We start from the raw sequence: 20,519 nt of genomic DNA, 5'->3' as shown, positions 1-20,519 counted from the left end.
ATGAGCTACGCCAAGGTGCTCTGCGTCGGCCTGGTCGGGGTGGCCGGTCACGTGGTGGAGGTGGAGGCCGACCTGGCCCCCGGGCTGCCCGGCGTGGTGATCTCCGGCCTGCCGGACACCGCGCTGCACGAGGCCCGGGACCGGGTCCGCGCGGCCATCGTCAACTCGGGCCAGAAATGGCCGAACCGCCGGATCACCCTCAACCTGCTGCCGGCCACCCTGCCGAAATACGGCTCCGCCTTCGACCTGGCCATCGCCGTGGCGGTGCTCGGCGGCTCGGGCGAGCTGCCGCTGGTGCCGCTGGACGCCACGGTGGTCCTCGGCGAGCTGGGCCTCGACGGCACGGTGCGCCCGGTGCGCGGCGCGTTGCCGATGGTGGCCGCCGCGGCCCGGGCCGGGTTCGCCCAGGTCGTGGTGCCGGCCGGCAACGCGGCCGAGGCGGCGGTGATCCCCGGCGTCCGCGTCCGCGCCGTCGACACCCTGCACCGGCTGGTCTCGTTCGTCCGGGACGGCACGCCGCTGCTCGCCCCGCCGGCCGACGCGCCCGCTCCGGTGACCGGTGGGCCGGATCTCGTCGACGTGGCGGGGCAACGGCTCGGCCGGCGGGCGCTGGAGGTGGCGGCGGCCGGCGGGCACCACCTCGCGCTGCTCGGTCCGCCGGGCGCCGGCAAGACCATGCTCGCCGAGCGACTGCCGTCGGTCCTGCCGGAGCTCGATGACGACGCTGCCCTGGAGGTCACCGCCCTGCACTCGATCGCCGGTCTGCTGCCGCCCGGTGGCCGGCTGCTCCGCCGTCCCCCGTTCCAGGCGCCGCACCACACCGCCACGGTTCCGGCGCTGGTGGGCGGCGGGTCCGGGCTGGCCCGGCCCGGGGCGGTGTCGCTCGCGCACCGGGGCGTGCTCTTCCTCGACGAGGCCGCCGAGTTCAGCAAGGGGGCGCTGGAGGCGTTGCGCCAGCCGTTGGAGAACGGCCGGGTCCAGGTCGCCCGGACGCGCGGCTCCACCGAATACCCGGCCCGGACGCAACTGGTGCTGGCCGCCAACCCGTGTCCCTGCGCGAAGCCATCGGGCGACGCCGCCTGCGAGTGCACCCCGCTGGCCCGGCGGCGCTACCTGGGCCGGCTCTCCGGCCCGCTGCTGGACCGGGTCGACGTGCAGGTGCGACTGCCCCCGGTACGCGCGGCGGAGCTGTTGCAGACCGGCACACCCAACGAGTCGTCCGCGACGGTCGCGGCCCGGGTCGCCGAGGCGCGCCGAGCCGCCGCCGAGCGGTGGGCCTCGACCGGCCGGCGGGTCAACGCCGAGATCCCCGGCCCCTACCTGCGCCGGCCCCCGTGGCGCCTGCCCGGGCGGGACACCACGGAGCTACGGAAGCGGCTCGACAGCGGTTCGCTGTCGGCGCGCGGCTTCGACCGGGTCATCCGGCTCGCCTGGACCATCGCCGACCTGGACGGGCGGGACCGCCCCGACGGCGGGGACATCGCGGAGGCCATCCAACTGAGGACGGGAGAGGGCGCGTGAGCGGCACCGAGGAACACCTGCTGGCAAGGGTGGCGCTGACCTGGCTCGCCGAACCGGGCACCTGGTCGGTGCACCGGCTGGTCGAGCAGCTCGGCCCGGTGGCGGCGCTCGACCTGCTCCTGGACGGCGGCGCACCGGACTCGGTGCTCCGGTCGGCCGTGGCGGCCCGCTCCGCCGCCGGTGACGCGCGAGCGGTGGCGGAGCAGGCGCTGCGCCGCACCGAGCGGCTCGGCGCGCGGATGGTCACCCCCGAGGACGAGGAATGGCCCGCCCAGGTGGCGGACCTGCGGGCGCTCCGGCTCTCCGGGACCGGTCGCCGGGTCGACCTGGAGACCGCCCCACCGCTCTGCTTCTGGGTACGCGGGGCGTGGCCGCTGGGCGAGGCGCTGGCGCGATCGGTCGCCGTGGTCGGCGCCCGGGCGGCCACCCCGTACGGCACGCATGTCGCCACCGAGCTGGGCTACGGGCTGGCCGACCGGGACTGGACGGTGGTTTCCGGCGGCGCGTTCGGCATCGACTCCGCCGCGCACCGCGGGGCGTTGACCGCGGGCGGGCTCACGGTCGCCGTGCTGGCCTGCGGGCTGGACCGCCCGTACCCGATGGGCAACGCCGCGCTGTTCGACCGGATCGCCGAGACCGGCCTGCTGGTGAGCGAGTGGATGCCCGGGGCCGAACCGCTGCGGCCCCGCTTCCTCATCCGCAACCGGGTGATCGCGGCGGCGACCGCGGGCACGGTGCTCGTCGAGGCGTCGGCCCGCAGCGGCGCCACCCAGACCCTCAACCGCGCGCTCGGGGTCGGGCGGCCGGCCATGGTGGTGCCGGGGCCGGTCACCTCGGCCATGTCGGTGGGCGCGCACGAGGCGCTCCGCGAGCATGAGAAGGCCCGGCTCGTGACCGGCACCGCCCACGTGCTGGAGGAGGTGGGGCGGATCGGGTACGACCTGGCGCCGCCCGCCCGCGCGCCGGAACGCCCCCGGGACCAGCTCGACGACGAGGCGGCCCTGGTGCTGGAGGCGCTGCCCCGGCGGAAGGCGATCGGCCTGGAGCGCGTCGCGGCGCGCGCCGGGGTGGACCTGCGCACCGCCATGCGCAAGCTCTCCATGTTGGAGGAACTGGCCATGGTGGTGCGCCGCGACGAGGGCTACGCCCTCGCGCCGCCGCCGGAGCGCGGGACCGGGGGCGGCCGGGCGCCGACGGGAGTCAGTCCGGGTCCGCCCGCCGCTCCGCCGAGCTGACCTGCCCGGGCCTGCCCGTGCGCTCAGTCACCCTCGAACCGGATCTCGGCGTCGCGGCTGTTCAGGCAGCGCCGGGCGAGGAGGGCCAGCCGGCGGACCTGGTCGACCTCCGCCGGCGCCCGGGCCACCTCGGCCAGGCAGCGCAGCTCGGCCAGCAGTTGCGGCACCCCCTCGGCGGTCACCACCAGCTCGCCGAGCGGGTCGACCCGGTCCAGCAGGGGCGTACGCCCCCCGCCCCGCACCCGCTTGAGCAGGTCCAGCAGGACATCGTGCGGGTCCCCCACCACGTCGGTCGAGACGTACGACGGCCGGCGGCGAACGGGCCCGGCCCGCACCTGCCGGTAGAGGACGGCATCCACCCCCACGCTCGGTCCCTCCTCCCACCGGCGTCGCCACCCCGGGGACGCCCGTTCCGATCCGTCTCGCGAATCACCCTTCCGCGCCGCCACCACGCCGGGTACGCCCCCCAGCGCCCGGCCGCCCGCCGTGGCGGGGTGTCGGCACCTGTCGGCAACACCGGCCGGTCGCCCGCCGGCGACCCGGGGTTGCCACTGTCCTGTTCGTAGGAACAGTTTCCCCTGTCCAGGGCCAGGTCAGCCACCCCGAACGGCGTGCCGCGCCGCGTCAGGTTCCGGGGCGACGCCGATCCGACCGCGCTCAGGCCGGCCGCCACTCACCAACGCGCTTAGGCTGAGGCCGTGTCCCCGTCCGCCACCGCTCCGGAGCGCCCTCGGCGCCGACGAGTCAGCCGGTATCCGCGATGACTGACCAGCGGCGTGGCACGCGGGCGTCCCACGAGGCACTCCCGGCCCCGATGCGGGAGGCGGTGGACGACTTCGCCGACCACCTGGCCCGGGTGCGCAACCGGTCCGCGCACACCGTGCGGGCATACGTGACGGACCTCGTCGCACTGCTCGACCACGCGGTGCGGATGGGTTGCACCGACCTGTCGGAGCTGGACCTGACCGTGCTGCGCAGCTGGCTGGCGAAGCAGCGCACCATGGGAGCGGCCCGGACGTCGCTCGCCCGGCGGGCCGCCACGGCCCGCACGTTCAGCGCCTGGGCGCACCGGGCCGGCCTGCTGCCCGGCGACGTTGCCGCGCCGCTGGCCAGTCCCAGGGCGCACCGCGAGCTGCCCACCGTCCTGCGGGCCGACCAGGCCGCCGCGCTCATGGACGCCCCGCGCCCGAACCGGGCCCCGACGACGACCGATGTCGCCGACACCGCACCGGTCCGGAGCGAGGACGACACCCGGCCCGGCAGCGGGAACGGGAAGCCGGCCCGGGACGAGCGCAACACGCGGCGCCGAAGGGACGACGCCGAATCGGTCGGAGGCGGGAGCGCCGGGACGGCGCGCCGCGCGCCGGCCGCAAGCGGGAACGGCGAGCCGACCCGGGACGAGCGCGACACGCGGGGCCGAAGGGACGACGCTCAACCGGTCGGAGGCGGGAACGCCGGGACGGCGCGCCGCGCGCCGGCCGCAAGCGGGAACGGCGAGCCCGACGCGGTGTTGCTGCGGGACCGGCTGCTGCTCGAACTGCTCTACGGCACCGGCGTCCGGATCAGCGAGGCCTGCGGCCTCGACGTCACCGACGTCGACCAGGCCCGCCGGGTCGTACGCGTGCTCGGCAAGGGCGGACGCGAACGGGCCGTGCCGTACGGGGTGCCCGCGCAGCGGGCCCTGGACGACTGGCTCGCCCGTGGCCGGCCGGCCCTGGCGGTGCCCCGCTCCGACCGCGCGCTGCTGCTCGGGGCCCGGGGCGGCCGGCTCAACCCCACCACGGCTCGCCGGGTCGTCGCCGGGTACGCCGAGGCCGCCGGCCTGCCGCGGGTGACCCCGCACGGGCTGCGACACTCGGCCGCCACCCACCTGCTGGAGGGCGGCGCGGACCTGCGCGCCGTGCAGGAGTTGCTGGGGCACTCCTCGCTGGCCAGCACCCAGATCTACACCCACGTGTCGGTGGAGCGGCTGCGGGCGGCGTACCGGCAGGCACACCCCCGAGCCTGACCGCGCGGGACCGGCTTGCGGAAGCGGCGGGCTGATGATCCACGGCGGGCTACGATCGCCCGATGACGGTTCCGCAGCCGCCCGAGCCGATCCCCGGGGCTCGGCTGCTCTTCTCCCTCGACCCGTCGGTCAGCCATCTCAACCACGGATCGTTCGGCGCCGTCCCGATCGCCGTGCAGCGCGCCCAGCAGCGCCTGCGCGACGAGATGGAGGCCAACCCGCTCCGCTTCTTCACCCAGGGTCTGGTGGAACGGATCGCCCACGCCCGGCGGCACCTGGCCACCTTCCTCGGCGCGGATCCGGAGGGCACGGCGCTGGTCGGCAACGCCACCACCGGCGCCGCCATCGTGCTCCAGTCGCTCGGGCTGGGTCCCGGCGACGAGGTGGTGACCACCGACCACGGCTACGGGGCGGTCGGCTTCTCGGTGGACCGGGAGTGCGCCCGGACCGGGGCGGTGTCGAGGACTCTGCCCGTGCCGCTGACCGCCACCGACGAGGAGGTGGTGGAGATCGTCCGGGCCGGGCTGCGTCCCGGGCGGACCAAACTGCTGATCGTCGACCAGATCACCTCGCCGACGGCGCGGCTCTTCCCGACGGCGGCGATCGTCGGGGTGGCCCGGGAGCAGGGTGTGCCGGTGCTGGTCGACGCCGCGCACACCCCGGGCATGCTGCCGACCACGGTGGCCTCGGTCGGCGCCGACTTCTGGGTCGGCAACCTGCACAAGTGGGCGTACGCGCCGCGCGGCACCGCGGCGCTGGTGGTGGCGCAGCGGTGGCGGGAGCGGATCCAGCCGCTGGTCGTCTCCTGGGAGCAGGGCAGCGGGTTTCCCACCCGGGTCGAGTGGCAGGCGACCCTCGACTACACCGGCTGGCTGGCTGCCCCAGTCGGCCTGTTCACCCTGCGCAGCCTCGGCCTGGACCGGGTACGGGCGCACAACGCGGCGCTGGCCGCGTACGGGCAACGGGTGGTCGGGGACGCGCTCGGGGTGGCGCCGGCCGACCTGCCGGAGCCCGGCGGACCGACGGTCGCCATGCGGCTGATCCCGCTGCCGCCCGGCCTCGCCACGACGATGGACGCGGCGCGGGACCTCCGGGCCCGGATCGCGGACCGGCTCTCGGTCGAGGTGTCGACGGCCGCCTGGAACGGTCGCGGCTACCTGCGCCTGTGCGGCCAGGTCTACAACACCCCGGACGAGTACGACCGGCTGGCGGTCCGGCTGCCCACGCTGCTCGCCCAGGGCTGAGCGGCGGCTCCGGTGGGTGGCGGATCGAGCGGGAGCAGCCGGACCGGGCCGAGCCCGAGCAGGGCGAGCGGGTCCAGGTACTCCTCGCCCCGGCGCAGCCCCCAGTGCAGGCACGCCGCCGCGACGCAGCCGGGATGCCCGGCGACCAGCAGGCCGATCGGTGTGCCGGCGGCGACGAGGGCGCCGGCCGCCGGGCCGGGGAGGACCGGCTCGTAGGTGGTGCGCAGCCCGTCGGCGTGCCCGACGGTGACCACCGGCCGCCCGGCCACCGTGCCGGCGAAGAGGACCACCCCGGCGCCCGCCGAACGGACCTCGGCGCCCGGGGCGGCGGCCAGGTCCACGCCCCGGTGCCCGGGCAGCCAGGGCTCCGGCGGCGGGTCGAACCGGCGCGTGACGCGCGGCGTGCCGGCCAGCGGCCAGCGGAACCGGGCCGCCGGCGCGCCGGCCACGGACGATCCGGGCGACGGCAGCGCCGTGGTCGTCGGAGACGACGGCGTCCCACCCGACCTGACGGACGGAGCCGCAGCCCATCCCGAGGAAGACGGTCGGGGCAGCGCCGGACGCGCGACCGGCAGGCCCGGGAAGACCAGCAGCATCATCGCGAGGGCCGCGCCGGCCCGGCTCGACAGGATCCACACGCCACCGCACTCTGCCCGCCCCGCACCATCCCCGCACCACCCGAGCGCCGCCACTGTGGACAGGTGCGACCTGTGGACGCACCCCACCCGCGGGAGCGATCTGCTAACCGGCGCGCCGCCTATGCTGGCCGCGTGACGAAGGACTGGTACGCCTGGCACACCGACTACGACCAGCCCGATTCCTCCCTGTCCCGGCGGCTCGCGGAAGTGCGGGACCTCATCGCGGAGGCGCTGGACGGCGCGCCGCCCGGGCCGCTGCGGGCGATCAGCCTCTGCGCGGGGCAGGGGCGGGACCTGATCCCGGTGCTCGCCGGCCATCCGCGCGGCCGGGACGTGACGGCCCGCCTCGTGGAGCTGGACCCGCGCAACGCCGAGGTGGCCCGGCGGGCCGCCGCCGAGGCGGGGCTGACCGGTGTCGAGGTGGTCGTCGGGGACGCCGCGTCGACCGACCGGTACGCCGACCTCGTGCCGGCGGACCTCGTCCTGGTGTGCGGCATCTTCGGCAACATCACCGACGCCGACATCCGGGCCACCGTGCGGCACTGCGCGTCGCTGTGCGCCACCGGCGGCACGGTCTTCTGGACGCGGCACCGCCGCGAACCGGACCTGGTGCCCGCCATCTGCGACTGGTTCGCCGAGGAGGGCTTCGCGCCGGTAGCGGTGAGCAGCCCGGCCGACGGGGTCGGCGTCGGCGCGCACCGCTTCGCCGGGCGGCCCCGCCCGCTGGAGCCGGGCGCGGCGATGTTCGCGTTCATCGGCTACGACCGTCTCACCCACCCCTGAACAGGCCGAGAAGCAGCGAGATGACCACCGTGGACGACGTCAGCCGGCCCTCCCGGGTCGCCGGCCCGGACGAGGCGATCAGCGCCGAGGAACTCCAGTTGGCCGCGCGCAACCACGGCATCCCGCTGGAGGCGCTGCGCTACGACGTGACCCCGGCCGGGCTGCACTACCTGCTCATCCACTACGACATCCCGGACGTCGACCCGGCGGCGCACGCGCTGACCGTGGGCGGCGCGGTCACGCGTCCGCTCCGCCTCGACCTGGCGGCGCTGCGGGAGCGGCCCCGGGTCACCCACCGGGTGACGTTGGAGTGCGCGGGCAACGGCCGGGCGCTGCTGCACCCCCGCCCGGTGAGCCAGCCGTGGCTGGTGGAGGCGGTGAGCAACGCCGAGTGGACCGGCACCCCGCTGGCCCCACTGCTGCGGGAGGCCGGGTTGGCGCCCGACGCGGTGGACGTGGTCTTCACCGGCGCGGACCACGGGGTGGAGCGCGGGGTCGAGCAGGACTACCAGCGGGCGCTTCCGGTGGCGGACGCGCTGCGCGAGGAGGTGCTGCTGGCGTACGAGATGAACGGCGCTCCCCTGCTGCCGCAGCACGGTGCGCCGCTGCGGCTGATCGTGCCCGGCTGGTACGGCATGGCGCACGTCAAGTGGCTGCGCGACATCCGGGTGCTGACCGAGCCGTTCGACGGCTACCAGAACGCGGTGGCGTACCGGCTGCGGCAGGACGCCGGCGACCCCGGTGTGCCGGTGACCCGGATCGAGCCCCGCGCGCTGGTCCGCCCGCCGGGTTTCCCGGACTTCATGTCGCGCACCCGGGTCCTGCGGCCGGGGCCGTGCACGGTGGACGGTCGGGCCTGGTCGGGGCACGCGCCGGTGACGGCCGTCGAGGTGACCTTCGACGGCGGTACGACGTGGGTGCCGGCGACGCTGGACGAGCCGGCCGGGGGCGAGTGGGCGTGGCGGCGGTGGCAGGTGTCGTGGCGGGCGACGCCGGGGCGGCATGTGCTGGGTGCCCGGGCGGTCGACGCCTCCGGGCGAACCCAGCCGGTCGAGCAGCCGTGGAACCGGGGCGGGTTCGCGAACAACCTGGTGCAGCGGGTCGAGGTGGTCGTGCTGGCGGAGTGATCCGCCTCGGGCGGTCGGCCGGGCCTTCGGGCCCGCCGGCCGCCGGGACGGCTGGGGTCAGCCGCCGAATCCGGAATCTGCGGGAAGCGAGATGTCGGGCTTTTCGAGCTCTTCCACATTGACGTCCTTGAACGTCATTACGCGGACATTCTTGACGAAACGGGCGGGGCGGTACATGTCCCACACCCAGGCGTCGTGCATCTCGACCTCGAAGTAGACCTCGCCGTCCGAGTTACGCACGTGCAGGTCGACCTGGTTCGCCAGGTAGAAGCGGCGCTCGGTCTCCACCACGTAGGAGAATTGGCGGACAATGTCGCGGTACTCCCGGTAGAGCTGCAGCTCCATCTCGGTTTCGTACTTCTCGAGATCTTCCGCGCTCATCGCACTCCGCCTTCCATGACCACATCTTCCCCCACCGACGCCGGAGGTCGCGGCTGCTCGCCCAACGCCACGCCGACGGTACCCCCTGCCGCGTCGGAGCGCTCCATCGGCTCGTCCGGGCCGTCGTCGAACGCCCCGTCCGGGGCGCCGAAGAGCACCTCGTCCGGGCTGCCGGCAGCCGGCCGGCGGGAGCGGGGCGGCCGGCCGTCCCGTCCCGAGACGGTGGCGACGTTCACATACGAGAAGCGGTGTTCCCGGCAGGGCCCGCGCTCGCGCAGCGCGGCGCTGTGCTCGGGGGTGATGTAGCCCTTGTGCTCGGCGAAGCCGTAGCCCGGGTGCCGCTCGTCCAGTTCCACCATGATCCGGTCCCGGGTGACCTTGGCGAGCACGCTCGCCGCCGCCACGCAGGCGGCCACCCGGTCCCCCTTCCAGACCGCCAGACCGGGCACGTCCAGCCCGTCCACGCCGAAGCCGTCGGTCAGCACGTATTCCGGGCGGGTGGTCAGCGAGGCGAGCGCCCGGCGCATGGCGGCCAGGTTGCACACGTGCAGCCCGCGCGCGTCGACCTCCTCGGCGGGGATGATCACCACCGCGTACGCCAGGGCCCGCGCCACGACCTCCTCGTAGACCCGCTCCCGGGCCGCCGGGGTGAGCAGCTTGGAGTCGGCCAGCTCGTCGATCTCGCCGCGCCGCCCCTCGGGCAGCACCGCGGCGGCGGCCACCAGCGGCCCGGCGCAGGCGCCGCGGCCCGCCTCGTCGGCGCCGGCGACGTGCCGGAAGCCGCGCCGTTGCAGCGCCCGCTCCAGCGCGTAGAGGCCGCCGTCGCGGCGCACGACGGTGCGCGGCGGGGTCAGCACGGCCCACCCCTGGCGAGCGCCCGGGTGAGCCGGTCCGCCAGGTCCGGCGGGTAGTAGCGCTCGGTCGTGGCGGCCAGCTCGCCGGCCGACCACCAGCGGTGACCGTGCACGCTGGCCTGTTCGACCTCGTCGAAGCCGGCCGTGTCGACCTCCCAGGTCGGCACCCGGACCAGGAAGAACTCCTGCTCCTGCCGGTACCAGACCCCGTCGAACGGGAACTCGACCGTCTCCGCCCAGACCGGGGCGCCCAGGTCGGCCGGGGCGAGCCGCAGACCGGTCTCCTCGGCCAGCTCACGTGCCGCGCCCGCGGCCGGGGCCTCTCCCGGATCGAGGCCGCCGCCGGGGGTGAACCAGTAGCGGTGGCCCGGCCGGGCCGGATCACTGCCCTCGAACAGCAGCACCCGGTCGGACGCGTCGACGAGCAGCACCCGGGCCGCGCGACGAGGGGTGTAGACGGTCACGGCACAAGCCTGCCAGACGCCTCCGACGAACGCCCATGCCCTCCGGCTCCCGGAGTGCGGGCGCCGTCACGGAGCCGGGCCGGCAAGTCAGGGATTGGGGATGGCGTCGAACTGCTCCGGCACGCTGAGCCAGGTCGCCCGGCCGACCGGCCAGAAGATCGTGAAGGCCCGCCCGACCACCTGGTCCTCGGGGATGGTGGCCTCGCCGATGTCCTCGCCGGACTGCTGCCAGTGCTCCAGCGAATCACCGGAGGCCTCCCGGTGGTCGCCCATCACCCAGAGCCGGCCCTTCGGCACGGTGATGTCGAAATCCTGGTCGGCGGGCTTGTTGCCGGGGAAGATGAACGGCTCGTCGATCGGCTTGCCGTTGATGATCAGCCGTTCCTGCGGGCCGGTGCGGTCGCAGCAGACCACGTGGTCGCCGCCGACACCGATCACCCGCTTGATGAAGTCCTCGCCCTGCGGGTTGCCGCTCCACTCGGTGGGCGCCTTGAAGACGATCACCTCGCCGCGGTGCGGCGAGCGGAAGTCGTACACCAGCTTGTTGACCAGCACCCGATCGTCGATCTTGAGGGTGTTCTCCATGGACGGCGAGGGGATGAAGAAGGTCTGCAGCACGAAGGCACGAACCAGCACTGCGACCAGGATCGCCACGCCCAGGAGGATGGGCAGCTCCTTCCAGAAGGAGTTGCGCGGCTTCTCGGTCTGCTCGTCAATCACGGGTGGAGCCTACGTCCCCGGCCGTGGCGCAGTCGCCCCGAACGCGCGAAGACGGAGAGCGCCGCCGTGACCGGGAGGATCAGGACGACCCCGCCCACCGGATCGGGGTCCACCGGTGCCGGCCCGGCCGGCGCGGCGTTCGGTTGTGGCAGGTCGGCGAAGGTTTCCGGGACCGGCAGGGTGGTCCACCGCTGGGACGGCCAGACGATCATGAAGGCCCGGCCGACCACGTTCTCGATCGGCACGGGGCCCTGGCACCGGGCGTCCTGGGAGACCAGCCGGTGGTCACCCATCACGAAGATCTGCCCCGGCGGCACGACGATCTCGGTGAACTGCCGGGAGCGGCACTCCTTCGGGTTCGGCGGCAGGTCGACCGGCGAGTCCTCGGAGACGTACCCCTGCTCGTCCAGCGGCACGCCGTTGACCACCACCCGGCCCTTGTCGCAGCACCAGACCTTGTCGCCGGGCACGCCGATGACCCGCTTGATGAAGTCCTTCTCGCCGGGGCGGCTGATGCCGACCAGGTCACCGAGGGTGCGGCCGACCTTGCCGGCGAAGTTGGTCGGGGGCGCGGGAGCCTCCTGGGCGACCCACCGGTCGGTGCCCCGGAACACGACCACCTCGCCGCGGACCGGGTCGCGGACGTCGTAGACGACCTTGTTGACCAGCACCCGGTCGCCGATGAGCAGGGTGTTCTCCATCGACCCGGACGGGATGAAGAACGCCTGGAGCAGGAAGGTGCGGATCAGCACCGCGAGGCAGAAGGCGACGACGAGGAGCAGGGGCAGTTCCTGCCACAGCGGCATCTGCCGGCGGGTGCGCCGCCTGCGGCGCCACGGGTCGACGGTGCCGTCCTCGTCAAGCATCTGCACCATGCCACTCTCCGGTCCGCGGAAACGACACTACCGCCCGGGAGTCTCCTGAGAAGACCCCACGGGCGGTAGTGGACCGCTGTGACACCGCGTCGAGTGGGCGCGGCGCGCCGTCCCCCGGCGCCCGTACGACCAGGGTAATGCGCTCTGGTCGATACGACATCCGCACAGGTCAGGCGGCGTGGCGAGGCGAAATTCAGCTCGCCGGCTGCTTCTCGCGCAGCTCCTTGATCTTGGCCTTCTTGCCCCGCAGCTCGCGCAGGTAGTAGAGCTTGGCGCGCCGCACGTCACCGCGGGTCACGACCTCGATCCGGTCGAGGGCCGGGCTGTTCAGCGGGTAGGTGCGCTCCACACCCACGCCGAAGCTGACCTTGCGGACCGAGAAGGTCTCGCGCAGACCGTCACCCTGGCGGCGGATGACGACGCCCTGGAAGATCTGGACCCGGGACCGGTTGCCCTCGACGACCCGCGCGTGCACCTTCACGGTGTCACCGGCGCGGAAGTCGGGCAGGTCAACGCGCTTCGACTGGGCGTCAAGGGCGTCCAGGATGTTCATCGCTGTGTCCTCGTGAGGCTCACGGCGCACCGTCAGTCGGTGCGCGGATGGGTGATTCTGACCCCCGGGTGGTGGCCGGCGACGCCGACCCCGGTCGAGGGTCCTCGCAGCCGCCCACGGCGTGGACGGATGCGGCAACCCCTCTACTTTGCCACATCCCCCGCCCGGGGCTGAAATCCACCCCGGTCCAGCGCCGCCCGGTCCCGCTTGTCCAGGCTCTCCGGCGGCAGCGCGGCGATCAGGTCGGGGCGGCGGGCCGCCGTCCGCAGCAGCGCCTCGTCGCGCCGCCAGCGGGCGATCTTCCCGTGGTCGCCGGAGCGGAGCACCTCGGGCACCTCGTGCCCGCGCCACTCCGCCGGCTTGGTGTACATCGGGGCTTCCAGCAGCCCGTGGGCGTGCGACTCCTCGTCCAGCGAGCCGGCGTTGCCGAGCACCCCGGGCAGCAGCCGGGTGACCGCCTCCAGGATGACCAGCACGGCCACCTCACCGCCGAAGAGCACGTAGTCGCCCAGCGAGACCTCGGTCACCCGCATCCGGGCCGCCGCGTGGTCGAGCACCCGCTGGTCGATGCCCTCGTAACGGCCGCAGGCGAAGAGCAGGTGCGACTCGGCGGCCAGTTCGTGGGCCATGGCCTGGGTGAACGGGACGCCGGCCGGCGACGGGACGAGAAGCCGGGGCAGGGTGTGCCCGTCCGGGCTCAGCTCGTCGGGGGCCAGGGCGTCGAGGGCCTCACCCCACGGCTCCGGCCGCATCACCATGCCGGGACCGCCGCCGTAGGGGGTGTCGTCGACCGTGCGGTGCACGTCGTGGGTCCAGGTCCGCAGATCGTGTACGGCCAGCCGCAGCGTGCCGCCCGCCCGGGCCTTGCCGATCAGCGACAGGTCCAGCGGGGCGAAGTATTCGGGGAAGATCGACACGATGTCGACGCGCATGAGGGGGTGGCTCCAGTCAGAGGTCGAGCAGCCCGGCGGGCAGCTCGACCACCACGCGCCCGCCCGCGACGTCGACCTCGGGGACGATCGCCTTGACGAACGGGATGAGCGCGGTGCGCCCCTCGGGGCGCCGCAGCACCAGCAGGTCGGAGGCGGGAGCGTGGTCGATCCGGGCCACCTCGCCCAGCCGCTCGCCGGCCGGGGTCACCACGGCCAGGCCGACCAACTGGTGGTCGAGGAACTCCTCCGGGTCCTCCGGCGGAGCGACGTCGGCGCTGTCCACGCCGAGCAGGGTGCCGCGCAGCGCCTCGGCGACGTCGCGGTCCAGCACGCCCTCGAAGTTGACCAGCAGCCGCCCCTGGTGCCAGCGGGCGGACTCGATGGTCAACTCCGCCGGCACGCGGTAGGCGCCGGGCTCCCGGGGCGCGACCGCCCCCGGCTCGGTGCTGAGCACCGCTCCGGGGGCGAATCGTGCTTCGGGCTCATCGGTCCGCACCTCCACGGTGACCTCACCGCGGATGCCGTGCGGCTTGCCGATCCGGCCGACGATGAGAAGCATCAGTACGAGTCGACGATGTCGACGCGCACCCCGCGCCCACCGATGGAGCCGATCACCTGGCGCAGCGCCTTGGCGGTCCGGCCGGACCGCCCGATCACCGTGCCGAGGTCCTCCGGGTGCACGCGGACCTCGAGCCGCTTGCCCCGACGGGAGTCGACCATGCGCACCCGGACGTCGTCCGGGTGGTCGACGATCCCCTTGACCAGGTGCTCCAGGGCCGGACGCAGCGCCATGTCAGGCCTGCTCGCCGGACTCGGCACCGGTCTGCTCCTCGGCCTTCGGCGCCTCGGCCTCGGCGGCCGGGGCGGCAGCCTTGGCCTCGGCGGCCGGAGCCGCAGCCTTGGCGGCCTTCTTGGCCGGGGGCGGGGTGTCCGCCACGCCGGCGGCGGCCTTCGCCTCGGCCTCGTACGCCGCCTTGCGGTCGGCCCGCTCGGGGGCGACCTTCAGCGGCGGCGGGGCCGGCAGGCCCTTGAACTTCTGCCAGTCACCGGTCAGCTCCAGCAGGCGCTGCACGGCCTCGCTCGGCTGCGCGCCGACCGACAGCCAGTACTGGACCCGCTCCGACTTGACCTCGATCACCGAAGGGTCTTCCTTCGGCTGGTACACACCGACGAACTCGATCGCGCGACCGTCACGCTTGGTGCGCGAGTCGGCGACGACGATGCGGTACTGCGGGTTGCGGATCTTGCCCATCCGCAGGAGCCGGATCTTTACGGCCACAGTTGTTTCGCTCCTGTTGCGATCTCACCGGCCCGGTGCGGGCGGTGTGGCGGGTGAGCGCCGACCGGCACAGTGGGGTTTGGGCCGGAGACTGCTCGGTTAACTGGCGACGCGCCCGGGTTAGAGGGCGCCGGACGCGCGCCGGATACCAGCGACCCATTCTGCCATGTCCGGCCGCGATCTCTCACACCGGACCCGGACAGCTCGCCCGGGTCGCCCGCGCCGGTGACGAACGACACGAACTCAGCGGACCGGCGGCCGGTCCCAACCAGGTGGCAGTTCGTCCGGTACGTCCCAGTCGGCGGGCGGGGTGAAGTCGCACCAGGTGCCGTCGAAGGGGAACTCGCCGGCCTCGGCGATCCGGATCACCCGCTCCCCCTCGGCCCGGACCGCCTTCTCGTCGGTCACCCAGTAGTGCCCGGGGAAGGCGAGGCGCTCGACGAACTCGTCCTCGTCCTTCCACTCCCAGCTCAGGTCCGGGTGGACCAGCACGTCGAGGTCCTGGTCGAGCATGTCGACCCCGGCCACCGCGCCGTCGTCCCAGCGGATGCCGGGCTCCTCCAGGTTGACGTACCAGTTCTTGAACCGGCCCCGGTCGTCCCGGAACCACCAGACCGAGTGGGCGGCGCCCGTGGGCAGGAACTTCAGCACCGGCGGACCGCTCCAGCGCCCCTGCGCGAGCCGGTAGGACGACGTGATCCACTCGGCGAAGGGGACGGCCCGCATGCCCAGCCCCGCCTCGGTCACCTCGTGCGCCACCGGGCTGTTCCGGGCCACCCAGAGCAGCAGGCCCCGGTCGTCGTCGCACACCACGCGGGCCGACCGGACCCAACCGATCCGGCCGTGCCGCACGTTGCGGTGCATGATCAGCCGGCCCGGCGCGAACCGGTCGACCGGGCCGCCCGGCCGCACCTCAGTAGGCGCGGGCCAGGACGGCGACCAGGTCGGGCTCGTCCTCGGAGTCCGGCACCGAGCCGTCGGCCCGCAGCAGGCATCGGACCGTGACGCCCTGACCGTTCGCCTCGGCCTCACCCTCGACGCCGACCGCCGACCACGGCACCTTGGCCCAGCCGGCGCCGGCCGCCTCGATCGCCTCGGCCAGCGTGCCGACCTCGACGGTCCGGGACCGCCGGAACGCCAGCGCCTGGTCGTGCAGCGCCTGCTGGTCCGCCTCCAGCGCGGCGAGCACCGCGCCCACCACGTCGGCGACCGGGACCGGCGCCTTCGAGCCGTCCGTACGCCGGACCACCACGGCGTTGCCGGCGGCCAGGTCGCGGGGGCCGACCTCGACGCGCACCGGGTAGCCGCGCAGCTCGGCGTCGACCGCCCGGCGGCCGAACGCCGTGTCGGTCCGGTCGTCCAGCGCGACCCGGACCCCGGCGTCACGCAGCGCGTCGCACAGCTTGTTCGCCGCCTCCGCGACGCCCTCGCCGTCCTTGACGACCATCACGTACGCCTGGACCGGCGCCAGCTTCGGCGGCACCCGCAGGCCGTTGTCGTCGCCGTGGCACATGATCAGGCCGCCGAGCATGCGGGTCGAGGTGCCCCAGGAGGTGGTCCAGGCGTGCTCTCGACCGCCCTCGGCGGAGGAGTAGCTGATGTCGAACGCCTTGGCGAAGTTCTGGCCGAGCTCGTGGCTGGTGCCCAACTGGAGGGCCTTGCCGTCGCCCATCATGCCTTCGCAGGTGTAGGTGGCGGTCGCGCCGGCGAAGCGCTCGCGGGCGGTCTTCAGGCCGACCACCACCGGGATGCCGAGCACGTTGACCATCAGGTCCTCGTACGCCTCGTGCAGGATCCGGCGGGCGTAGGCCCGGGCATCCTCGCGGGTCGCGTGCGCCGTGTGCCCCTCCTGCCAGAGGAACTCGCTGGTGCGCAGGAAGATCCGGGGGCGCAGCTCCCAGCGGACCACGTTCGCCCACTGGTTGAGCAGCAGCGGCAGGTCCCGGTAGGAGTCGATCCACTTGGCCATGAACTCGCCGATGACCGTCTCGCTGGTGGGGCGGACCACCACCGGCTCGGCGAGCTGCTTGCCACCGCCGTGGGTGACCACGGCCAGCTCCGGCGAGAAGCCCTCGACGTGCTCGGCCTCGCGCTTGAGGTAGCTCTCCGGGATGAAGAGCGGGAAGTACGCGTTCTCCGCGCCGGCCGCCTTGATCCGGGCGTCCATCTCGGCCTGCATCCGCTCCCAGATGGCGTAGCCCGCCGGTCGGATGACCATGGTGCCCCGCACCGGGCCGTTGTCGGCCAGCTTCGCCTTGGCGATCAGGTCCTGGTACCAGCGGGGAAAGTCCTCCGCACGGGGAGTGAGCACGCGTGCCATGACCGCACATCCTATGCGCCGGGCGGGCCACCGCTGCGCCCGGGAGTCGGCGCGCGCCGTGTCGCGCCGCCCGACCGTAGACTTCGACGACGATGGGTGAGCTTCCAGACGACGGCTCCGGGGCGTCGCGCGACGGCTCCGGGTCGCGGCGCGGCACGGGACGCGCCGAGCCGGAGCTGTCGAAACGGCTGCGGGACGAGATCGTGGCCGCCGCCCGCGCGCAGACGATCGCCGCGGGCTGGGACGGCGTGCGGATGGGCGGGGTGGCGCGGGCCGCCGGGGTGAGCCGGCAGACCGTCTACAACGAGTTCGGCAGCAAGGCCGGCCTGGCCGAGGCGCTCGCCCGGCGCGAGGTGGACCGGTTCGTCGGCGAGGTCCGCGCGGCCCTCGACGCGCACGGCGCCGACGTGCGGGCCGCGGCGTACGCGGCCATCCGGCACACCCTCGCCGCCGCCGCGGACAATCCACTGGTCAAGGCGATCCTGACGAGCGCCCGGGGCGGCTCCGACGAGCTGCTGCCCTACCTGACCACCCGGTCCGAGCTGGTCCTCGCCGAATCGTCCGCGGCCCTGCTGGAGTGGGCCGACCGGCACCTGCCGGAGGCCGACCCGACGGCCCGCGCCTTCGCCGCCGACACCATCGTCCGCCTGGTGGTCAGCCACATCGTGCTCCCCCGTTCCCCGGTGGACGAGACGGCCGACGAACTGGCCACCCTGGCCCTCCACCTGTTCCACACCGCCGCCACCCACCCGGCGGGCTGATCAGAAGGTTCGCGTCCGGATCGGCCCGTCCGCCGACGCGTACTTCTTGATCAACGAGGCGGGGACACGACCCGGCCGCGCAGGATGATGCGGGACGGGGTGCGGACCACGCGCAGGTCGCGGCGGGGGTCCTCGGGGTAGACGGTCAGGTCGGCCAGGCCGCCCTCGACCAGGCCGGGGAAGCCGAGCCACTCCCGGGCCCGCCAGGACGCGGCGGCGAGCACGTCCTCGGCGGACATGCCGGCCTGCTCGTGCAGGAGCAGCATCTCCTCGGCGGCCAGCCCGTGGTCGATGCCGCCGCCCGCGTCGGTGCCCACGTAGATCGGCACCCCCGCCTCGTGCGCGGCACGGACCACCTCGGGGAAGCGGTCGCGCAGGGCGAGCATGTGGTCGGCGTACCCGGGGAACTTCGCGCGGGCCTGTTCGGCGATGTGGCCGAAGGTCCGAATGTTGATCATCGTGGGCACCAGCGCCGTGCCCTGCCGGGCCATCAGGTCGATCAGGTCGAGGCTCAGCCCGGTGCCGTGCTCCACCGAGTCCACCCCGGCCCGCACCATGATCTCCACGGCCGACTCGGAGAAGGTGTGCACGGCCGCGCGCGCCCCGGCGGCGTGCGCCGCGGCCACCGCCGCGGTCATCGTGTCGGCGTCCCAGGCCGGCGCCAGGTCGCCCACCCCGCGGTCGATCCAGTCGCCGACCAGCTTCACCCAGCCGTTGCCGGCGGCGGCCTGCGCGGCCACCGTCGCGGCCACCTCGGCCGCGCCGACCTCCACCCCGATGTCGCGCAGGTAGCGCTTCGGCGGTGCGACGTGCCGGCCGGCGCGGGCCAGTCGCGGCAGGTCCGGCTCGTCGTCGAGTTCGGGGTACGGGTACGGCGAGCCGGCGTCGCGGATCGCCAGCACGCCGGCGTCCCGGTCGGTGCGGGCCAGCTCGCGGGCCTGGTCGACGGAGGTGATGGGGGCGCCGCCACGGGCGATGCCGATGTGGCAGTGGGCGTCGGTCAGGCCGGGCAGCACGAAACCGCCGTCGACCACCGTCTCGGCGCCGGGCACCGGTTCGAAGGTGACCCGGTCGCCGACCAACCAGACGTCCCGGACCTCGTCATCGGGCAGGAGCACACCGCGCACATGCAGAGCCATGTGCACAGTCCTACCCGATCACTCAAGCGAGCGTGTTACGAGCCCGCCACGGAACGCGGACGGCCCCGCCCCCGGGTGGGGAACGGGGCCGTCAGCACGCCGTCAGCGCGGGCCCTTGTCGCCGCCCTTGCCGAGCTTGTTGAAGTCGATCTTCGGCAGCTTGAAGCCCGGCGGCAGCCCCTGGCCACCGGCCAGGTCGCCCGGGTCGAGGCCCGGCGGCAGCTGCGGCATGCCGCCGGGGAAGCCGCCCGGCACCCCGGCGCCGGTGCGCGGCCGCCCGCCGCCCTTGGTGCCCTTGCGCTTGTTCTTCGGCGACTTGGTCGCCTTGCGCCGGCCGCCACCGGGCAGGCCCATCATGCCGCCCATCTGCTTCATCATCTTCTGCGCGTCGGCAAAGCGGTTGAGCAGCTGGTTGACGTCCATCACGGTGACGCCGGAGCCGTTGGCGATGCGGGCCCGGCGGGAGCCGTTGATGATCTTCGGGGTGGTGCGCTCGGCCGGGGTCATCGACCGGATGATCGCGGTGACCCGGTCGAAGTGCTTGTCGTCCAGCTCGGCGAGCTGGTCCTTCATCTGCCCCATGCCGGGCATCATGGCCAGCACGTTGGCGATCGGGCCCATCCGCCGGACCGCGATGAGCTGATCGAGGAAGTCCTCCAGGGTGAACTGCTCGCCGCCCATCAGCTTGGCGGTCATCTTCTCCTTCTGATCGGCGTCGAAGGCCTGTTCGGCCTGCTCGATCAGAGTGAGGACGTCGCCCATGCCGAGGATCCGGCTGGCCATCCGGTCGGGGTGGAAGACGTCGAAGTCCTCCAGCTTCTCGCCGGTGGAGGCGAAGAGGATCGGCTGCCCGGTGACCTCCCGGACCGACAGGGCGGCGCCACCGCGGGCGTCACCGTCGAGCTTGGAGAGGACCACACCGGTGATGCCGACGCCGTCGCGGAACGCCTCGGCGGTGCGGACCGCGTCCTGACCGACCATCGCGTCGATGACGAAGATGACCTCGTCGGGCTGGACCACGTCGCGGATGTCGGCGGCCTGCTGCATCATCTCGGCGTCGATGCCGAGCCGGCCGGCGGTGTCGACGATGACGATGTCCCGGGCGGCCCGCTTGGCGTGCTCGATCGAGTCGCGCGCGACCTGCACCGGGTTGCCGACGCCGTTGCCGGGCTCCGGGGCGTACACCTCGACGCCGGCCCGGCCACCGAGCACCTGGAGCTGCCCGACGGCGTTGGGGCGCTGGAGGTCGGCGGCGACCAGCAGCGGCTGGTGGCCCTGGGCCTTGAGCCAGCGGGCCAGCTTGCCGGCCAGGGTGGTCTTGCCGGAACCCTGGAGACCGGCCAGCATGATCACGGTCGGCGGGTGCTTGGCGAACTGGAGCCGCCGCCCCTCGCCGCCGAGGACGTTGATCAGCTCCTCGTTGACGATCTTGATGATCTGCTGGGCCGGGTTGAGGGCCTCGGAGACCTCGGCGCTGCGCGCCCGCTCCTTGACGTTCGCGATGAAGCCCTTGACGACCGGCAGGGCGACGTCGGCCTCCAGCAGCGCCATGCGGATCTCGCGCGCGGTGGCGTCGATGTCGGCGTCGGTGAGCCGACCCTTGCCGCGGAGCTTGGTGAAGATCCCGGACAGGCGGTCACTCAAGGTGTCAAACACGCGAACATCCCGTTTGTCGTATTCGGCGG

General features: G+C 74.1%; 23 protein-coding genes. 7 read left to right on the top strand and 16 right to left on the bottom strand.

What is annotated here, in order from left to right; translation table 11 throughout:
• The gene (locus ACQP12_RS07200) at positions 1 to 1,521 is read left to right on the top strand and encodes a YifB family Mg chelatase-like AAA ATPase (protein WP_433286036.1); all 1,521 of its coding nucleotides are present in this window, start codon (positions 1 to 3) and stop codon (positions 1,519 to 1,521) included.
• Complete coding sequence (locus ACQP12_RS07195; RefSeq protein ID WP_433286034.1) at positions 1,518 to 2,756, top strand: DNA-processing protein DprA; 1,239 nt, start codon at positions 1,518 to 1,520, stop codon at positions 2,754 to 2,756. The genes ACQP12_RS07200 and ACQP12_RS07195 overlap by 4 nt, the downstream gene beginning before the upstream one ends.
• A gap of 23 nt (positions 2,757 to 2,779) precedes the next feature.
• Here ACQP12_RS07195 and ACQP12_RS07190 read toward each other — a convergent pair whose 3' ends face one another.
• The gene (locus tag ACQP12_RS07190) at positions 2,780 to 3,121 is read right to left on the bottom strand and encodes a hypothetical protein (protein ID WP_357937368.1); all 342 of its coding nucleotides are present in this window, start codon (positions 3,119 to 3,121) and stop codon (positions 2,780 to 2,782) included.
• 395 nt (positions 3,122 to 3,516) lie between these two features.
• Between ACQP12_RS07190 and ACQP12_RS07185 the strand changes: the two genes are divergently transcribed.
• Both ACQP12_RS07185 and ACQP12_RS07180 read left to right on the top strand, forming a co-directional pair.
• On the top strand, positions 3,517 to 4,764 hold the full coding sequence (locus tag ACQP12_RS07185; protein ID WP_433286032.1) for a tyrosine recombinase XerC: 1,248 nt from the start codon (positions 3,517 to 3,519) through the stop codon (positions 4,762 to 4,764).
• 62 nt (positions 4,765 to 4,826) lie between these two features.
• The gene (locus ACQP12_RS07180; RefSeq protein ID WP_433286030.1) at positions 4,827 to 6,008 is read left to right on the top strand and encodes an aminotransferase class V-fold PLP-dependent enzyme; all 1,182 of its coding nucleotides are present in this window, start codon (positions 4,827 to 4,829) and stop codon (positions 6,006 to 6,008) included.
• Here the strand turns inward: ACQP12_RS07180 and ACQP12_RS07175 are convergent.
• Positions 5,942 to 6,607 carry a murein hydrolase activator EnvC family protein gene (locus tag ACQP12_RS07175; protein ID WP_433289155.1) on the bottom strand — a complete coding sequence of 222 codons (666 nt, stop codon included), beginning with the start codon at positions 6,605 to 6,607 and terminating at the stop codon, positions 5,942 to 5,944. The two genes, ACQP12_RS07180 and ACQP12_RS07175, sit on opposite strands and share 67 nt — an antisense overlap.
• A gap of 171 nt (positions 6,608 to 6,778) precedes the next feature.
• Between ACQP12_RS07175 and ACQP12_RS07170 the strand changes: the two genes are divergently transcribed.
• Together ACQP12_RS07170 and ACQP12_RS07165 are read left to right on the top strand one after the other, a co-directional pair.
• The gene (locus ACQP12_RS07170) at positions 6,779 to 7,429 is read left to right on the top strand and encodes a methyltransferase domain-containing protein (RefSeq protein WP_433286028.1); all 651 of its coding nucleotides are present in this window, start codon (positions 6,779 to 6,781) and stop codon (positions 7,427 to 7,429) included.
• Between the two features lie 20 nt (positions 7,430 to 7,449).
• The gene (locus ACQP12_RS07165; protein ID WP_433286026.1) at positions 7,450 to 8,556 is read left to right on the top strand and encodes a sulfite oxidase; all 1,107 of its coding nucleotides are present in this window, start codon (positions 7,450 to 7,452) and stop codon (positions 8,554 to 8,556) included.
• Positions 8,557 to 8,613: 57 nt separating this feature from the next.
• On the opposite strand, the gene ACQP12_RS07160 is transcribed toward ACQP12_RS07165, so the two are convergent.
• The 12 genes from ACQP12_RS07160 to proS all read right to left on the bottom strand — a co-directional run bounded on the left by ACQP12_RS07160 (position 8,614) and on the right by proS (position 16,934).
• Positions 8,614 to 8,937 carry a DUF2469 domain-containing protein gene (locus ACQP12_RS07160; protein WP_007075222.1) on the bottom strand — a complete coding sequence of 108 codons (324 nt, stop codon included), beginning with the start codon at positions 8,935 to 8,937 and terminating at the stop codon, positions 8,614 to 8,616.
• Positions 8,934 to 9,794, bottom strand: coding sequence for a ribonuclease HII (locus tag ACQP12_RS07155; protein ID WP_433286024.1), 861 nt, complete (start codon positions 9,792 to 9,794; stop codon positions 8,934 to 8,936). Before ACQP12_RS07155 ends, ACQP12_RS07160 begins: the two co-directional genes overlap by 4 nt.
• Complete coding sequence (locus tag ACQP12_RS07150) at positions 9,788 to 10,255, bottom strand: NUDIX hydrolase (protein WP_433286022.1); 468 nt, start codon at positions 10,253 to 10,255, stop codon at positions 9,788 to 9,790. Before ACQP12_RS07150 ends, ACQP12_RS07155 begins: the two co-directional genes overlap by 7 nt.
• Positions 10,256 to 10,342: 87 nt before the next feature.
• Positions 10,343 to 10,975, bottom strand: coding sequence for a signal peptidase I (gene lepB / locus ACQP12_RS07145; protein ID WP_357937380.1), 633 nt, complete (start codon positions 10,973 to 10,975; stop codon positions 10,343 to 10,345).
• Entirely contained in the window at positions 10,972 to 11,850 is an 879-nt protein-coding gene (gene lepB, locus ACQP12_RS07140) for a signal peptidase I (protein ID WP_433286020.1), read from the bottom strand. The genes lepB (ACQP12_RS07145) and lepB (ACQP12_RS07140) overlap by 4 nt, the downstream gene beginning before the upstream one ends.
• Before the next feature lie 193 nt (positions 11,851 to 12,043).
• The gene (gene rplS / locus ACQP12_RS07135) at positions 12,044 to 12,403 is read right to left on the bottom strand and encodes a 50S ribosomal protein L19 (RefSeq protein ID WP_107077631.1); all 360 of its coding nucleotides are present in this window, start codon (positions 12,401 to 12,403) and stop codon (positions 12,044 to 12,046) included.
• Positions 12,404 to 12,546: 143 nt separating this feature from the next.
• Entirely contained in the window at positions 12,547 to 13,335 is a 789-nt protein-coding gene (gene trmD, locus ACQP12_RS07130; protein WP_433286018.1) for a tRNA (guanosine(37)-N1)-methyltransferase TrmD, read from the bottom strand.
• 16 nt (positions 13,336 to 13,351) lie between these two features.
• Positions 13,352 to 13,894: a ribosome maturation factor RimM gene (gene rimM, locus ACQP12_RS07125; RefSeq protein ID WP_357937386.1), complete on the bottom strand. Its 543-nt coding sequence runs from the start codon at positions 13,892 to 13,894 to the stop codon at positions 13,352 to 13,354.
• Complete coding sequence (locus ACQP12_RS07120) at positions 13,894 to 14,154, bottom strand: RNA-binding protein (RefSeq protein ID WP_030500803.1); 261 nt, start codon at positions 14,152 to 14,154, stop codon at positions 13,894 to 13,896. Before ACQP12_RS07120 ends, rimM begins: the two co-directional genes overlap by 1 nt.
• The gene (rpsP, locus tag ACQP12_RS07115; RefSeq protein WP_433286015.1) at positions 14,129 to 14,614 is read right to left on the bottom strand and encodes a 30S ribosomal protein S16; all 486 of its coding nucleotides are present in this window, start codon (positions 14,612 to 14,614) and stop codon (positions 14,129 to 14,131) included. Before rpsP ends, ACQP12_RS07120 begins: the two co-directional genes overlap by 26 nt.
• A gap of 243 nt (positions 14,615 to 14,857) precedes the next feature.
• Positions 14,858 to 15,478, bottom strand: a complete 621-nt coding sequence (locus ACQP12_RS07110) for a DUF402 domain-containing protein (RefSeq protein WP_433289153.1) — start codon at positions 15,476 to 15,478, stop codon at positions 14,858 to 14,860.
• 49 nt (positions 15,479 to 15,527) lie between these two features.
• On the bottom strand, positions 15,528 to 16,934 hold the full coding sequence (gene proS / locus ACQP12_RS07105; protein WP_357937388.1) for a proline--tRNA ligase: 1,407 nt from the start codon (positions 16,932 to 16,934) through the stop codon (positions 15,528 to 15,530).
• 92 nt (positions 16,935 to 17,026) lie between these two features.
• Here proS and ACQP12_RS07100 point away from each other — a divergent pair, with 92 nt between their 5' ends.
• Complete coding sequence (locus ACQP12_RS07100) at positions 17,027 to 17,695, top strand: TetR family transcriptional regulator (RefSeq protein ID WP_433286011.1); 669 nt, start codon at positions 17,027 to 17,029, stop codon at positions 17,693 to 17,695.
• A 50-nt stretch (positions 17,696 to 17,745) separates the two neighbouring features.
• On the opposite strand, the gene ACQP12_RS07095 is transcribed toward ACQP12_RS07100, so the two are convergent.
• Both ACQP12_RS07095 and ffh read right to left on the bottom strand, forming a co-directional pair.
• Positions 17,746 to 18,834, bottom strand: a complete 1,089-nt coding sequence (locus ACQP12_RS07095; protein WP_433286009.1) for an amidohydrolase family protein — start codon at positions 18,832 to 18,834, stop codon at positions 17,746 to 17,748.
• Between the two features lie 102 nt (positions 18,835 to 18,936).
• A complete protein-coding gene (gene ffh, locus ACQP12_RS07090) occupies positions 18,937 to 20,490 on the bottom strand; it encodes a signal recognition particle protein (protein WP_357937392.1) in 1,554 nt (517 codons plus the stop codon).
• Between the last annotated feature and the right edge of the window lie 29 nt (positions 20,491 to 20,519).

This window comes from Micromonospora sp. CA-244673 (assembly GCF_050948395.1).
Taxonomy (GTDB): domain Bacteria; phylum Actinomycetota; class Actinomycetes; order Mycobacteriales; family Micromonosporaceae; genus Micromonospora.
This window is presented reverse-complemented; position numbering and strand designations above follow the sequence as displayed.

Excerpts from the sequence above, each read along its gene's own strand:
- ACQP12_RS07200 (WP_433286036.1), top strand. The coding sequence starts at position 1 with ATGAGCTACGCCAAGGTGCTCTGCGTCGGCCTGGTCGGGGTGGCCGGT.
- ACQP12_RS07185 (WP_433286032.1), top strand. The coding sequence starts at position 3,517 with ATGACTGACCAGCGGCGTGGCACGCGGGCGTCCCACGAGGCACTCCCG.
- ACQP12_RS07180 (WP_433286030.1), top strand. The coding sequence starts at position 4,827 with ATGACGGTTCCGCAGCCGCCCGAGCCGATCCCCGGGGCTCGGCTGCTC.
- ACQP12_RS07175 (WP_433289155.1), bottom strand. The coding sequence starts at position 6,607 with ATGATGCTGCTGGTCTTCCCGGGCCTGCCGGTCGCGCGTCCGGCGCTG.
- ACQP12_RS07165 (WP_433286026.1), top strand. The coding sequence starts at position 7,450 with ATGACCACCGTGGACGACGTCAGCCGGCCCTCCCGGGTCGCCGGCCCG.
- ACQP12_RS07160 (WP_007075222.1), bottom strand. The coding sequence starts at position 8,937 with ATGAGCGCGGAAGATCTCGAGAAGTACGAAACCGAGATGGAGCTGCAG.
- lepB (WP_433286020.1), bottom strand. The coding sequence starts at position 11,850 with ATGGTGCAGATGCTTGACGAGGACGGCACCGTCGACCCGTGGCGCCGC.
- rplS (WP_107077631.1), bottom strand. The coding sequence starts at position 12,403 with ATGAACATCCTGGACGCCCTTGACGCCCAGTCGAAGCGCGTTGACCTG.
- trmD (WP_433286018.1), bottom strand. The coding sequence starts at position 13,335 with ATGCGCGTCGACATCGTGTCGATCTTCCCCGAATACTTCGCCCCGCTG.
- rimM (WP_357937386.1), bottom strand. The coding sequence starts at position 13,894 with ATGCTTCTCATCGTCGGCCGGATCGGCAAGCCGCACGGCATCCGCGGT.
- ACQP12_RS07110 (WP_433289153.1), bottom strand. The coding sequence starts at position 15,478 with ATGCACCGCAACGTGCGGCACGGCCGGATCGGTTGGGTCCGGTCGGCC.
- proS (WP_357937388.1), bottom strand. The coding sequence starts at position 16,934 with ATGGCACGCGTGCTCACTCCCCGTGCGGAGGACTTTCCCCGCTGGTAC.
- ACQP12_RS07100 (WP_433286011.1), top strand. The coding sequence starts at position 17,027 with ATGGGTGAGCTTCCAGACGACGGCTCCGGGGCGTCGCGCGACGGCTCC.
- ACQP12_RS07095 (WP_433286009.1), bottom strand. The coding sequence starts at position 18,834 with ATGGCTCTGCATGTGCGCGGTGTGCTCCTGCCCGATGACGAGGTCCGG.